The following is a 12,711-nucleotide window of genomic DNA, read 5'->3' on the forward strand; positions in this document are numbered from 1 at the left end:
GACCGGAGGCCTGTGGGGGTTCGGGGCCGCAAATTCATGAAAACAGTCAACAAGTCCGTTCTGATCTGGTACAGCCCCCAGGAAATGTTCAAGTTGGTCACCGATGTGGCCAGCTACCCCCAATTTTTGCCCTGGTGCGACCATGCCAGCGTGCTGGACACGCACGAGGGGGGCATGACGGCCGAGGTGGGTATCTCCTTCAGCGGCGTGCGCCAAACCTTTGTGACCGCCAACAGCCACCAGTCCGATCGCCAGGTGGACATGAAATTGGTCAAAGGGCCTTTTTCCAGCCTGGAGGGCAGTTGGCACTTCCTGCCTGTGGGCGATGGCTCGCAGCGCGCCTGCAAGGTCGAACTGAGCCTGCGCTATGGCTTTGACAATCGGGCGCTGGCCGCCCTGGTCGGGCCGGTGTTCGACAAGATCGCCGGCAGCCTGGTGGACGCCTTCGTCAAACGCGCCGAGCAGGTGTATGGCTGAGCGCGGCGACAAGATCAACATTGAGGTTGCCTACTCGCCACGCCCGCGCGAAGTGCTGGTGCGCGGGTTGCGCATCGACGCCTCGGCCTCGGTGATGCAGGCGCTGCGCAGCAGTGGCCTGCTGGCCGATTGCCCTGAGCTCGACCTGACCTGTTTGACGGTCAGTGTTTGGGGGCGCAAAACGCCGATGAATCAAGCCCTGCGCGAGGGCGACCGCATCGAGTTGTGCCGCCCCTTGGTGGTGGACCCCAAGGTGGCGCGCAGAGAGCGTTTTGCCAAACAAGGTGCGCGCGGCACGGGCTTGTTTGCGCAGCGCCGCGCTGGCGCTAAATCGGGTTACGGCGCCTGACCTGGGCTCGCGGATCCGGGGGGCACCTCACTGGCAGTCGCTGCTGATGGTGCTTTGGGCGCGAGCCAGTTCGGCGGAGCGGGCCTGATCGTCGAGGTAGCTGCGCTCGCCGCCTTCATTGACTTGGGCGATGCGGATGCCGGACTGCAGCGTGGTCAGGTTTTGACGCGCGCGCGCACAGTTTTCTGATTTGGCACTGGCGGCCTTGGCTTCTTCGGCCTGTTGCTTTTGTTGGGCGGCGGCCTCAGCTTGGCGCTTGCGCTCTTCGACCACCTTGTCCAGGGCACCCTTGCCGCCTTCTCGGTTGGACGTGGCGTCGCCACTGCTGCTCACACCGGCCTGGCTGGGCTTGGCTGCCGGGCTGTCTTCGACCTGGGTGCGCGGCGCCATGCCAGGTTGGCGCAACACATTTTTGGCTGGGATGTCGCTGGGCGGCGCCCGGTCGCTGAACACCTTGCGTCCGTCTTTGTCCACCCACATCCATTGGGCAGACGCAGTCGTGGTCACCAGCAACAAGGCAGCACTGAGGAGGAGCGGGAGGGTTCTCATGGCCTGAGTTTATCGCGCTGGTTTGGCTTTGCACGGACGCCTCAGGACCGCGTCCACGGCAAGAGACCGCGAGGGCGGCTACAATCCTTCTTTTGGAGCTTTGACATGCGCCTTCTCGGAAAAGCGCTCACCTTCGACGATGTGTTGTTGGTGCCAGCGTACTCCCAAGTCCTGCCAAAGGACACTTCCCTCGCCACGAAATTCACCCGTAACATCACCCTGAACCTGCCCCTGGTGTCTGCCGCCATGGACACGGTGACGGAAGCCCGCCTGGCGATTGCGATCGCCCAGGAAGGTGGTATCGGGATCGTTCACAAGAACCTCACCGCGCAAGAACAGGCTGCCCATGTGGCCAAGGTCAAGCGCTACGAGTCCGGCGTGTTGCGCGATCCCGTGGTCATCACCCCCGAGCACACCGTGCTGCAGGTCATGCAGCTGTCCGAGCAATTGGGCATCTCTGGCTTTCCTGTGCTCGACGGTGGCAAGGTCATCGGCATCGTGACTGGCCGCGACCTGCGCTTTGAGACCCGCTACGACGTCAAGGTCTCGCAGATCATGACCCCGCGCGAGAAGCTCATCACGGTCAAGGAAGGCGCGACGCCGGCCGAAGCCAAGGCGCTGCTCAACAAGCACAAGCTCGAACGCCTGATGGTGGTCAACGAGGCTTTTGAGCTCAAGGGCCTGATCACGGTCAAGGACATCACCAAGCAAACCAGCTTCCCCAATGCTGCACGCGACCCGTCGGGCCGCCTGCGTGTGGGCGCTGCCGTGGGCGTGGGTGAGGGCACCGAAGAGCGCGTGGAAGCCCTGGTCAAGGCCGGTGTGGACGCCATCGTGGTGGACACCGCGCACGGCCACAGCAAGGGCGTGATCGACCGCGTGCGCTGGGTCAAGCAAAACTACCCGCACATTGAAGTGGTCGGCGGCAACATCGCCACCGGCGCCGCGGCGCTGGCTCTGGTGGAGGCGGGTGCCGACGCGGTCAAGGTCGGTATCGGCCCGGGCTCGATCTGCACCACCCGCATCGTGGCGGGTGTGGGCGTGCCCCAGATCATGGCCATCGACAACGTGGCCACCGCGCTCAAGGGCACGGGCGTGCCTTTGATTGGCGACGGCGGTATCCGTTACAGCGGTGACATCGCCAAGGCCTTGGCCGCTGGCGCGTCCACCGTGATGATGGGCGGCATGTTCGCAGGCACCGAAGAGGCGCCGGGCGAAGTCATTCTGTTCCAAGGCCGCAGCTACAAGAGCTACCGTGGCATGGGCAGCATTGGCGCCATGCAGCAAGGCAGCGCTGACCGCTACTTCCAGGAGTCCAGCACTGGCAACCCCAATGCGGACAAGCTGGTGCCTGAAGGCATTGAAGGTCGCGTGCCCTACAAGGGCTCGATGGTCTCGATCGTGTACCAAATGGCTGGTGGCATCCGTGCCAGCATGGGCTACTGCGGTTGCGGCACCATCCAAGAAATGAACGAACGCGCTGAGTTTGTCGAGATCACCTCGGCCGGCATCCGCGAAAGCCACGTGCACGACGTTCAGATCACCAAAGAAGCCCCCAACTACCGCGCCGAGTAAGTCAGCCGCCCCGCGATGCAACACCAAAAAATTCTCATCCTCGATTTCGGCTCTCAGGTCACCCAGCTCATCGCACGCCGTGTGCGTGAGGCGCATGTGTTCTGCGAGGTTCATCCCTGCGACGTGACCGATGAATGGGTCCGCGAGTACGCCGCTGACGGCCAACTCAAGGGCATCATCCTGTCGGGCAGCCATGCCAGCGTCTACGAAGAGACCACTGACAAGGCGCCGCAGGCTGTTTTCGATCTGGGGATTCCGGTGTTGGGCATCTGCTACGGCATGCAGGCCATGGCACACCAGCTGGGTGGCAAGGTCGAAGGTGGCCACAAGCGCGAATTCGGCTTTGCCGCCGTGCGTGCGCGGGGTCACACCAAGCTGCTCGAAGGCATCCAGGACTTCGCCACGCCCGAAGGGCATGGCATGTTGGACGTGTGGATGAGCCACGGTGACAAGGTCACCGAGCTGCCCCCGGGCTTCAAGCTCATGGCCAGCACCGAGAGCTGCCCCATCGCTGGCATGGCCGACGAATCGCGCGGTTTCTACGCGGTGCAGTTCCACCCGGAAGTGACCCACACCAAGCAAGGCGCGGCCTTGTTGGAGCGCTTTGTGCTGGGCATCTGCGAAACCCGCCCTGACTGGATCATGGGCGACTACATCAGTGAAGCGGTGGCCAAGATCCGTGAGCAGGTGGGTGACGAAGAAGTCATCCTGGGCCTGTCGGGCGGCGTGGACTCCAGCGTCGCGGCGGCCCTGATCCACCGCGCCATCGGCGACCAACTGACCTGCGTGTTCGTTGACCACGGCTTGTTGCGCCTCAATGAGGGCGACATGGTGATGGACATGTTCGAAGGCAAGCTGCACGCGAAGGTGATTCGTGTGGACGCCAGCGAGCTGTTCCTTAGCAAACTGGCGGGTGTCAGCGAGCCCGAAGCCAAGCGCAAGATCATTGGCGGCCTGTTTGTCGACGTCTTCAAGGCGGAGGCGGCCAAGCTCAAGGCGGGCAATGCCTCCAGCAAGGGCGCGACCTTCCTGGCCCAGGGCACGATTTACCCTGATGTGATCGAATCGGGCGGCGCCAAGAGCAAGAAGGCCGTCACCATCAAGAGCCACCACAACGTGGGCGGCCTGCCTGAGCAATTGGGCCTCAAGCTGCTGGAGCCGCTGCGCGAATTGTTCAAGGACGAAGTGCGCGAATTGGGCGTGGCCTTGGGCCTGCCGCCCGAAATGGTTTACCGCCATCCCTTCCCGGGCCCGGGTTTGGGCGTGCGCATCTTGGGTGAAGTCAAGAAGGAATACGCCGACTTGCTGCGCCGCGCCGATGCGATCTTCATCGAAGAGCTGCGCAACTTCCGCGATGACGCCACGGGCAAGACCTGGTACGACCTGACCAGCCAAGCCTTCACCGTCTTCCTGCCGGTGAAGAGCGTGGGCGTGATGGGCGACGGCCGCACCTACGACTACGTGGTGGCCCTGCGTGCCGTGCAAACGAGTGACTTCATGACCGCCGACTGGGCCGAGCTGCCTTATGCGCTGCTGAAAAAGGTGTCTGGCCGCATCATCAACGAAGTGCGCGGCATCAACCGCGTGACGTATGACGTGAGCTCCAAGCCACCGGCGACGATTGAGTGGGAGTGAGTGCAGCGCAAAGGGGCGGGCAGGTGCCGATGTCGCATCGTCGCCCGCAGGGCCTCACGCCCAAGATTGGCGTGACGAGGCAGGGCCAACGCCTGTCAGATGTGGCTTTGAATGAGTAAAGACCAGGGGTGGCAGGGCATGTCGGGATTTTTGAGAACCATCAAACCATTGATCGAGAAATCGCCCTTTCTCGCCAGTCTCTACCGCCATTGGCGTGACGAACGTGAGCTGCACCGTCAACCCAGCAGTCATCAACTGGGTTTTCAGTTTGTGGGCAACCCATTGATGGAGAGTGGTCAATTTGAGCCGGTGGAAACAGCCCTGATCGGACGTTTGATGGCGCATGTGCCCGCTGTCATCAACATTGGTGCGAACATCGGTTACTACTGCTGCTTGGCCTTGCAGCAAGGCAAGCCAGTTGTGGCCTTCGAGCCGATGCCGACGAACCAACGCTACTTGCTGCGCAACGTGGTTTCCAACGGCTGGGGTGACCAGTTCGAGTGCTTTCCCATGGCGCTGTCCTCAAGCAAAGGCGTCATTGAGATCTTTGGAGGGGGCACGGGTGCCTCTTTGGTCAAGGGCTGGGCGGGACAACATTTTTCTACCCTGGTCCCCATGTCCACGCTGGATTCCGTGCTGGGTGCGCGCTTTGAAAACGAGGGCCCCCTGGTCATCGTCGACATCGAAGGCGCAGAGTTCGGCATGCTGCAAGGCGCCAGTCTGCTTCTCAAGGCCCAGGTCAAACCAATTTGGTTCGTTGAAATTTCGGTGGCTGAGCACCAGCCAGAGGGTGTCGACGTCAATCCCCATCTGCTGGCAACCTTCGAGCAGTTTTGGCAGTGTGGCTATGAAGCCCTGACCGCAGAGCCTCAGTCCCGCCGGGTTTCGCGTGAAGAGGTCACCAGGATTGAGGCCACAGGTGTGGACACCCTGGGGGTGCACAATTTCGTCTTTGTGGACCCTGCTCGCAGCACGGTGTTGTTTCCTTCCCTGGCTTAACGGCATAGGTGTCACGCCGGCTTGGGCCTCAAGTGCTCGCCCTTTGGGCTCTGGCACCACTTAAACCATGAAGCTCGGCTAACTCTATTTGGGGATTGTCATGGTGGCTGAAACCTTGGCCACTACCGCCCTGAAAAGTTCACAGTCCTTCACTCGCGTGGCGCCCAGCCTGCTCACAGTGCTGGGCTATGGCTGCGCGTTCTATTTTTTCATGCGCACTGCAAACCACGCCTGTTGGCGTGGCCTATGCGCTCTGGTCCGGGTTGGGTTGAGTTCTTGTTTCTTGGCTTGCTTGTTGGATGGACGGCCAAGTGCTGGCTGGGCCAGCCTTGATCGGCATGGCGCTGATCCTGCTGGGGGTGGTCATCTTGGTGAGGTGTTCCAAGTTGATCATTTCCTGAATCAAGGGCAGCGCAGTTTCTATGCGTCGTTCTCCCCGTGCGCCACTAGTGTCTTTTTTTCGGTCGCGCTGCATCCAAATCGATGGCTGCCGGGTAGTACTTCATGTCAGGGGCTTTGGCCGCTGAATGACAACCCCCTCAACCTTCTGATGGATTGCGAGAACCGACATGACGACCCACTTCCGCTTTGCTTTCAAGCACCTCTGCGCCGCTGTCGCCACAGGCCTGGTGCTTTCTCCCCTGACTGCCTCTGCTTTTGATCAGGCCAGCCTGCCTGAATCCGTTAAGGTGCCCACGGGCCACAAGGTCGTGCTGGAGACTGTGGGCAAGGGCGAGATCACCTACGAATGCCGTGCCAAGAAGGACATGGCCGATCAGTTCGAATGGGTCTTTGTGGGCCCGGACGCCAAACTGATGACCCGCCAGGGTCAGCCAATTGGCAAGTACTACGGCCCGCCGGCCACTTGGGAGGCCATGGATGGCTCCAAGGTCACGGCGACCCAACTGGCGGTGGCGCATGGTGGTGCTGGCAACCTGCCGCTGCAACTGGTCAAGGCCAACCCGGCCATGGGCATGGGCGCCATGCAGGGCGTGGCCTACATCCAACGGGTGGCCACCCAAGGTGGCGTTGCACCGACGGCGCCTTGCACGCAGGCGCAAGCCAGCCAGAAACAAATCGTGGGCTACCAAGCCGACTACATCTTTTGGCAAGTGCAATGAACTTGAAGCCGGCCACGCCGTGATCCGGCTTCATGCGCTAACCTGAACGCATGCCACCCGAAGAAGCATTTGACTACGAAGCCACCCTGGCGGCCTGTGCACGCGGCCAGGGAGCGGCTCTGCAACGTTTGTACACCCAGGAGAGCCCGCGCTTGCTGGGCGTGGTGCAGCGCATCGTGCGCAATCTCCCTCAGGCGGAAGACATCGTGCACGACGCCTTCGTCAATATTTGGAACCGGGCCGGCAGTTACCAGCCGGGCAAGGGCAGCGCCCGTGGGTGGATTTACACCGTGGCGCGCAACCTGGCCTTGAACGCCGTGCGTGATGGGGCGAGAGAAGTCGATGTCCCCGATGAAGCGTGGGCGGCGCTGGATGCCGAGACCTCCATGGCCGCTTGGCGCCATGTGGAGGATCAATTTGAATGGCAGGACACCGCTGGGCGCATGGGCTTGTGCCTTGAGCGCCTGGAGCCTGTGCGCCGCAACTGTGTCTTGCACGCCTACTTGGACGGCTTGTCCCATGCCGAGATCGCCCAACGCGTCGACGCCCCGCTGGGCACTGTGAAAGCTTGGATCAAACGCAGCCTCACGGCTTTGAAGGAGTGCTTGCAGTGACGACCGAAGTGCCTGAAAGCGAGCCCAGCCGCGACGTGTTGGCCGGTGAATATGTGTTGGGGACGCTGTCAGCCGCCCAGCGCGATCAGCTGACGCGGCAGCGGCAGTCCGACCCGTTGCTGGATGCGGCCGTGACCGAGTGGGAAGAGGCCTTATTGCCTCTGACCGACCTGGTTGAGCCCTTGGCACCAGCCCCTCGTTTGTGGGTGCGCATCGAGCGCAGTTTGAATTTGGTCCAAGCCCAATTGCCCTGGTGGTTACGCCTGTGGGGCAATGTGGCTTGGTGGCGCGGGCTGTCGCTCGCCGCGGTGACGGCGACAGTGGCGATGGCCGTGGTGTTGATCACCCAAAGTCCCGCGCCAGAAGCTCGGTTCATGGTGGTTTTGGTGGCGCCGCAGGACAAGGCGCCGGGATGGGTGGTCCAAGTCAGTGACGACCGCCGCGTCAATTTGATCCCCTTGGGCAGTTTTGAGGTGCCACCCGACAAGGCCTTGCAGTTCTGGACCAAGGCAGACGGCTGGCAAGGGCCTGTGTCGCTGGGCTTGATCCAGCCTGGCAAAAAGACCCAAATTGATCTCAACCGTTTGCCGCAGTTGCAAAGCAATCAGCTGTTTGAGTTGACCTTGGAGCCCGCGACGGGTTCACCTACCAACAAGCCGACCGGGCCCATTCAGTTCATTGGGCGCGCGGTGCCCGTGATTTGAGGTGGCCCTGGCGGCGTGTTCTAGAAGGTCATACCCGCCTGAGACAGAAGAATGGCTTAGGTGCTTATATGATTTTTTGTGGTTTGTTAGTCTAAAAATGTTGTTTTTAGTCAACCACGCTGGGATTGGTATGACAAATTTTTCTCACGAAAGTACTATTTCGTACAAAGTAGCTTGAGGGACATCAAGCAAGTACTTTCGGTCCGCCGTCGCTCGGGACAAAGCACGGCGGCTCCTGTGTTTTTGCTTTCAGGAGGGGAGTGTCATGGGCTTTCTTTACCGTCTTCGGACCCGCGCCAAACTGGCTTTCGCGTTCGCTGTGATCCTGACCTTGATGGTCGTATCCGGCGGCATCAGCCTTCACCAAGCGTCACGCATCAACGCCAGCACGGTGGACTTGGCAGACAACTGGTTGCCCAGTGTGAATCTCCTGGGGGACTTGAAAGAGGGGGCCAACCTGGTGCGCCGGGCTGAGTTCCGCCACCTGCTGGAGGACAGCCCTGAACAAAAAGCGGCGATGCAAAGAGCCATCCAGGGCGAGCGGGTGAAGTTTGAAAAAAAGCTTTCCCAGTACGCGTCCTTGGTCAATTCCGAGGAAGAAAAGCAGCTCTTTGACAAGATCACCAAGGCCTGGCAGACCTATGTTGACAAGACGCCTCAAGTCTTGGCGCTGTCCAGCCAGGGGCCCGACGGGGTTACGCAGGCCAAGGCGCTGGCCTTTGGCGAGGGCTTCAAGGCCTTCAACGAGTTGATTTCGGTGCTGGAGAAAGACATTGCGCTCAACCGGGAGGGGGCCACCCGAACGGCCGAAGCTTCGCAAGACTACTTTGCCCATGCCAAGGCCATCATGCTGGGCTTCATGCTGTTGTCGCTGCTCTTCAGCATTGCCTTGGCTTGGGTGCTGACCCGTTCCGTGGTTCGACCCTTGGGCGCCGAGCCCCAGGAAATCAATGATTTGATGGAGCAACTCGCCGATGGGGACTTGCGAGCCATCAACGTCCCTGAAGGCGTGTCGCAGCGCAGTGTGTTGGTGGCGGTGACCCGCTTGCAAGCCAAGCTCGAGGCTTCATTGGCGGAAGTGCGTGGGGCCACGGATTCGGTGGCTGGTGCCTCTGAGCAGATCGCCCAGGGCAATGCCAACCTGGCATCCCGCACGGAAGAACAGGCCTCGGGCCTGGAGGAGACCGCGGCCTCCATCGAGCAGCTGACCGCTGCGGTTCAAGGCAGTTCCGAGAACGCGCGCAAGGCGGATCAGCTGGCCCGGGACGTCTCAACTGTGGCGACCGAGGGCGGCGAGGCGGTGCAAAACATGGTGCATTCCATGGCGCGCATTCAGGAGTCGAGCCGCCGGATTGCCGACATCATTGGGGTCATCGACGGCATTGCCTTCCAAACCAACATCCTGGCTTTGAATGCAGCGGTCGAGGCGGCGCGCGCCGGTGAGCAAGGGCGCGGCTTTGCGGTGGTGGCGTCCGAGGTGCGGGGCTTGGCGGGCCGCAGCGCGGAGGCCGCGCGGGAAATCAAAGCCTTGATCCTGCGCAGTGTGGAGGAGATCGATGGTGGCAGCACCCTGGCCGCCCAGGTGGGGCAAACCATTGATTCGGTGGTGGTTCAGGTGCGCCACTTCTCAACCCTGGTGAGCGAGATCAGCTCGTCCAGCATGGAGCAAACCGAGGGCATCCGCCAAATCAACGAGGCCATCGGGCGCTTGGACACGAATACCCAGCACAACGCCTCCTTGGTCGAAGAGACGGCATCGGCCGCCCAAAGTCTCAACCAACAGGCCCAGGCCTTGAGCCATGCGGTGTCCTATTTCAAACTGGACACCCTGCCGGAGTTGTCGGGCGCGTCTTTGAAGATGGTGGCTTCTGGCGGTGGCAGCGCAGGGGCCCGCACCACCTCGGTGGCACGCTTGCGCGCCTGAGTGCCGCGCCCCATACCCGACTGCGCCGTCAGGTTTTGCATCCAGCGGGGTGGGTGTCTGCGTATTGGTTGGAGAGGTCAACGTTGTTTGTTGCCTCGCCAACCCAATCAGCAGGAAACCCCATGAACGCACTCCATCAAACCTCTGCCCGTCGCCAATTCCTGGGCGCCGGTGCCACCTTGTCGGCTGTGGCTGTGGCCATGCTCGGCGGACGCGAAGCCTTGGCCCAGGGCGCCATGGGCGATGTGGCCAAAGATGTGCAAATCCTCAATGTGGCCCTGGCCTTGGAGCACGAGGCCATCAACGCCTATCAGTTGGGCGCAGGCAGTGGCTTGCTGCAAAAGCCGGTGTTGGACGTTGCCGTGCTGTTCCAAAGCCACCACAAGGCGCATCGGGATGCGCTGGTGGCCACCATCCAAAAGCTGGGTGGGCAGGCTGTCGGCGAGAAGAAACTGGACGACTACGCCATGGCGCTCAAGGCCAACACCTTGAAGAGTCAATCCGACGTCTTGGAATTGGCCGCCCGCCTGGAGCTTGGTGCCACCAATGCCTACCTGGGTGTGCTGCCATCCCTGGGCAACCGCGATCTGGCCAAGGTGGCGGCCCGTCTGGCTGCGGATGAAACGATGCACTACACCGTCTTGGTGTCCGCGCTGGGCAAGGCGCTGCCGACCCAGGCACTGAGCTTCGGCGCTTGAAGACATGCGTCCATGGAGGGGGCCGCTTTGGCCCTTCAAGGCACGCTTGGGGCGAGGGCTGGCTGTGCTGGTCTGCGGGCTGGTCTTGACTCAAGGCCTCTGCGCTGGCGGGGCGTCAGGCCCTGCAGCCCAGAGTGCGGCCGCCGCCCAGTCTGTGCCCGTGCTGCGTGGGCAGACCTTGTACCAGGCGCGTTGTTCCGGCTGCCATGCCGTCGACGCGAATGACATCGGCCCATTGCACCGCGGTGTGCTGGGGCGGCGCGCCGGGACGGTGCCCGGATTTGACTATTCGCCAGCGCTGCGTGCCAGCCGCTTGGTGTGGACGCGGCAAACATTGGACGCGTGGTTGCGAGACCCCGAGGCCCTGGTGCCGGGCCAAGGCATGGATGAGCAGGTGCTCGATCCCCAAGAGCGACAGGACCTGATCGTCTACCTGGCGTCCCTTCTGTAAGATGAATTCAACCGTTGCTCCCCACCTTTGCCATGACATCCCCCAATGACAGTTCGCAGTCCCTGCTCACAGCGCTGCTGGCCCGTGTGGCGCAGGGTGATGAGCTGGCGCTCAAGCAGCTGTATGACCTCACCTCGGCGCGTTTCTACGGGCTGGCCTTGCGCATCGTGCGCGTGGGCGAGCTGGCCGAAGATGTGCTGCAGGAAAGTTACCTGAGCATTTGGCGCTCTGCGGCTGACTTTCGGGCCAGCCTCAGCCCGCCTTTGGCGTGGATGGGTTTGATCGTGCGCAGCCGGGCACTGGACCTGCTGCGCCGCCGCAACGCCGAGCGCACGCCCTTGACTGACCCATTGGACGAGGTGATCGAAGACACCCTGGAAGGGGATTCTCCCGACCCTTTGCACAGCGCCGATGCCAGCCAGCAAGCCCGCGCTTTGCAGCAGTGTTTGAATCAGCTCAAAGGGCCGCAGCGCGAGGTCTTGAGCCTGGCCTACCTCCGTGAACTCAGCCACAGTGAATTGGCTGAACAGCTCAAGCTCCCGCTGGGGACCATCAAAAGCTGGATTCGCCGTGGGTTGGAGCAGCTGCGGATGTGCATGGGGGCTTGGCAATGATGCGCACGTTGTTGATGGATGGAGGCCGGGTGTGAACATCGTCCAAAACAAGATTCTGTTGCAACGGCTGGCGGCCAGCTATGGGCTGGGAACCCTGCAGGGCGGGGCGCGCCGGCGTTTTGAGGCACTGGCCCGGTCGCAGGCGCCAGTGCGTCAAGCCATACGCGAATGGCGGGAGCGTTTGGCGGGGCTGACCGAGCTGCAACCCGTGGTCCGCCCGCCTGAGGTGGTGTGGCGGCGCATCGAGTTGGCCCTGAGCCTGGAGCGCGAAGAGCAGCGCCTGGCGCAAGCCCGCAAACCGACGGGTCTTGCACGACAACAACAGGCGCCATCCTCGCCATGGTGGCAGCGGCTCTGGGTGTGGCAGGGCTTCAGTGCCGCGGGGCTGGCCCTCGCGCTGTTGGCGTGGGTGGTGCCATGGCATGCCGGCAGTGATTCAAGCACGCAGGCCCGCTCGGCGGCAGAGGCGCCCACATCAGAGTCGCTGGCCTTGCTGCTGGATGCACAAAATCAACCCGCCTGGCTGGCCAGCTGGGACGGGCGCCGCCAGCAGCTTCAGCTGCAAGACCTGCAGGGGCAAGCCGTTCCCCCGGGTCACTCTTTGCAAGTTTGGGCGATTCCTGCGCAGGGCGGCGTGCGCTCCTTGGCGGTGTTGGACGGTACTTCGGGGCCGCAGCGGGTGGCCGTGGCGGCCGACCGGGTGGACGGTGTGACCGTCTTGGCGATCAGCCTGGAGGTCCAAGGAGGCGTGCCTGAGGCCGGCGGTCCGAAGGGGCCGGTGTTGTTCAAGGGCCCTTGGGTGCGCAAGACCGTCTGAGCCCAGGCCTGGCTGGTGGGGCGGTTTGGCGGCCTGCATCCAGTGGCGCTTTTCATGCGTATCCCTTCTGTGGCGTGGCCCTGGGTCCGCGCCAGATGGCCCTCAGAAGGAGATGACATGGTGAAGTGGTTTGGCGCTTTGAATTCGTTTCGCGGCCCGCGAGTCGTCCAAGTCAGCGCTTTGA

At 62.3% G+C, this 12,711-nt stretch carries 14 protein-coding genes and 1 pseudogene; 14 read left to right on the plus strand and 1 reads right to left on the minus strand.

The features are described 5' to 3' along the window. Positions 1-36 precede the first annotated feature (36 nt). Both PSQ39_RS10850 and PSQ39_RS10855 read left to right on the plus strand, forming a co-directional pair. Entirely contained in the window at positions 37-477 is a 441-nt protein-coding gene (locus PSQ39_RS10850) for a type II toxin-antitoxin system RatA family toxin (RefSeq protein ID WP_273926781.1), read from the plus strand. Then, positions 470-826 carry an RnfH family protein gene (locus PSQ39_RS10855; RefSeq protein WP_273926782.1) on the plus strand — a complete coding sequence of 119 codons (357 nt, stop codon included), beginning with the start codon at positions 470-472 and terminating at the stop codon, positions 824-826. Before PSQ39_RS10850 ends, PSQ39_RS10855 begins: the two co-directional genes overlap by 8 nt. A 27-nt stretch (positions 827-853) precedes the next feature. Here PSQ39_RS10855 and PSQ39_RS10860 read toward each other — a convergent pair whose 3' ends face one another. Continuing rightward, positions 854-1,375, minus strand: coding sequence for a DUF4124 domain-containing protein (locus tag PSQ39_RS10860; RefSeq protein WP_273926783.1), 522 nt, complete (start codon positions 1,373-1,375; stop codon positions 854-856). Positions 1,376-1,480: 105 nt separating this feature from the next. Here PSQ39_RS10860 and guaB point away from each other — a divergent pair, with 105 nt between their 5' ends. The 12 genes and pseudogenes from guaB to PSQ39_RS10920 all read left to right on the plus strand — a co-directional run bounded on the left by guaB (position 1,481) and on the right by PSQ39_RS10920 (position 12,527). Beyond that, positions 1,481-2,950 carry an IMP dehydrogenase gene (gene guaB, locus PSQ39_RS10865; RefSeq protein WP_273926784.1) on the plus strand — a complete coding sequence of 490 codons (1,470 nt, stop codon included), beginning with the start codon at positions 1,481-1,483 and terminating at the stop codon, positions 2,948-2,950. 15 nt (positions 2,951-2,965) lie between these two features. Next, positions 2,966-4,585, plus strand: coding sequence for a glutamine-hydrolyzing GMP synthase (guaA, locus tag PSQ39_RS10870; RefSeq protein WP_273926785.1), 1,620 nt, complete (start codon positions 2,966-2,968; stop codon positions 4,583-4,585). A 111-nt stretch (positions 4,586-4,696) separates the two neighbouring features. Continuing rightward, the gene (locus PSQ39_RS10875; RefSeq protein ID WP_273926786.1) at positions 4,697-5,584 is read left to right on the plus strand and encodes an FkbM family methyltransferase; all 888 of its coding nucleotides are present in this window, start codon (positions 4,697-4,699) and stop codon (positions 5,582-5,584) included. An 88-nt stretch (positions 5,585-5,672) separates the two neighbouring features. After that, positions 5,673-5,856: pseudogene (locus tag PSQ39_RS21770) on the plus strand (DMT family transporter). A gap of 297 nt (positions 5,857-6,153) precedes the next feature. Then, positions 6,154-6,705 carry a DUF3455 domain-containing protein gene (locus PSQ39_RS10885; protein WP_273926787.1) on the plus strand — a complete coding sequence of 184 codons (552 nt, stop codon included), beginning with the start codon at positions 6,154-6,156 and terminating at the stop codon, positions 6,703-6,705. A gap of 50 nt (positions 6,706-6,755) precedes the next feature. Next, positions 6,756-7,319 (plus strand): sigma-70 family RNA polymerase sigma factor, encoded by a 564-nt coding sequence (locus tag PSQ39_RS10890; protein ID WP_273926788.1) that lies wholly within the window; start codon positions 6,756-6,758, stop codon positions 7,317-7,319. Continuing rightward, positions 7,316-8,023 (plus strand): anti-sigma factor, encoded by a 708-nt coding sequence (locus tag PSQ39_RS10895; RefSeq protein ID WP_273926789.1) that lies wholly within the window; start codon positions 7,316-7,318, stop codon positions 8,021-8,023. Before PSQ39_RS10890 ends, PSQ39_RS10895 begins: the two co-directional genes overlap by 4 nt. Positions 8,024-8,288: 265 nt before the next feature. Further along, on the plus strand, positions 8,289-9,947 hold the full coding sequence (locus PSQ39_RS10900) for a methyl-accepting chemotaxis protein (protein WP_273926790.1): 1,659 nt from the start codon (positions 8,289-8,291) through the stop codon (positions 9,945-9,947). Positions 9,948-10,069: 122 nt separating this feature from the next. After that, positions 10,070-10,645 carry a ferritin-like domain-containing protein gene (locus PSQ39_RS10905; protein WP_273926791.1) on the plus strand — a complete coding sequence of 192 codons (576 nt, stop codon included), beginning with the start codon at positions 10,070-10,072 and terminating at the stop codon, positions 10,643-10,645. Between the two features lie 85 nt (positions 10,646-10,730). Further along, positions 10,731-11,096 (plus strand): c-type cytochrome, encoded by a 366-nt coding sequence (locus PSQ39_RS10910; protein WP_273926792.1) that lies wholly within the window; start codon positions 10,731-10,733, stop codon positions 11,094-11,096. 32 nt (positions 11,097-11,128) lie between these two features. Then, the gene (locus PSQ39_RS10915; protein ID WP_273926793.1) at positions 11,129-11,710 is read left to right on the plus strand and encodes an RNA polymerase sigma factor; all 582 of its coding nucleotides are present in this window, start codon (positions 11,129-11,131) and stop codon (positions 11,708-11,710) included. 31 nt (positions 11,711-11,741) lie between these two features. Beyond that, positions 11,742-12,527 (plus strand): anti-sigma factor, encoded by a 786-nt coding sequence (locus tag PSQ39_RS10920; protein WP_273926794.1) that lies wholly within the window; start codon positions 11,742-11,744, stop codon positions 12,525-12,527. The last annotated feature ends 184 nt before the right edge of the window (positions 12,528-12,711 follow it).

The organism is Curvibacter microcysteis (assembly GCF_028649455.1).
In the GTDB taxonomy this organism is placed as follows: Bacteria; Pseudomonadota; Gammaproteobacteria; order Burkholderiales; family Burkholderiaceae_C; genus Curvibacter; species Curvibacter microcysteis.

Bases quoted from the DNA above. Each gene is read 5' to 3' on its own strand.
- PSQ39_RS10855 (WP_273926782.1), top strand. From the start codon at position 470: ATGGCTGAGCGCGGCGACAAGATCAACATTGAGGTTGCCTACTCGCCA.
- PSQ39_RS10900 (WP_273926790.1), top strand. From the start codon at position 8,289: ATGGGCTTTCTTTACCGTCTTCGGACCCGCGCCAAACTGGCTTTCGCG.
- PSQ39_RS10885 (WP_273926787.1), top strand. From the start codon at position 6,154: ATGACGACCCACTTCCGCTTTGCTTTCAAGCACCTCTGCGCCGCTGTC.
- PSQ39_RS10890 (WP_273926788.1), top strand. From the start codon at position 6,756: ATGCCACCCGAAGAAGCATTTGACTACGAAGCCACCCTGGCGGCCTGT.
- PSQ39_RS10860 (WP_273926783.1), bottom strand. From the start codon at position 1,375: ATGAGAACCCTCCCGCTCCTCCTCAGTGCTGCCTTGTTGCTGGTGACC.
- guaB (WP_273926784.1), top strand. From the start codon at position 1,481: ATGCGCCTTCTCGGAAAAGCGCTCACCTTCGACGATGTGTTGTTGGTG.
- PSQ39_RS10850 (WP_273926781.1), top strand. From the start codon at position 37: ATGAAAACAGTCAACAAGTCCGTTCTGATCTGGTACAGCCCCCAGGAA.
- guaA (WP_273926785.1), top strand. From the start codon at position 2,966: ATGCAACACCAAAAAATTCTCATCCTCGATTTCGGCTCTCAGGTCACC.
- PSQ39_RS10905 (WP_273926791.1), top strand. From the start codon at position 10,070: ATGAACGCACTCCATCAAACCTCTGCCCGTCGCCAATTCCTGGGCGCC.
- PSQ39_RS10875 (WP_273926786.1), top strand. From the start codon at position 4,697: ATGAGTAAAGACCAGGGGTGGCAGGGCATGTCGGGATTTTTGAGAACC.
- PSQ39_RS10915 (WP_273926793.1), top strand. From the start codon at position 11,129: ATGACATCCCCCAATGACAGTTCGCAGTCCCTGCTCACAGCGCTGCTG.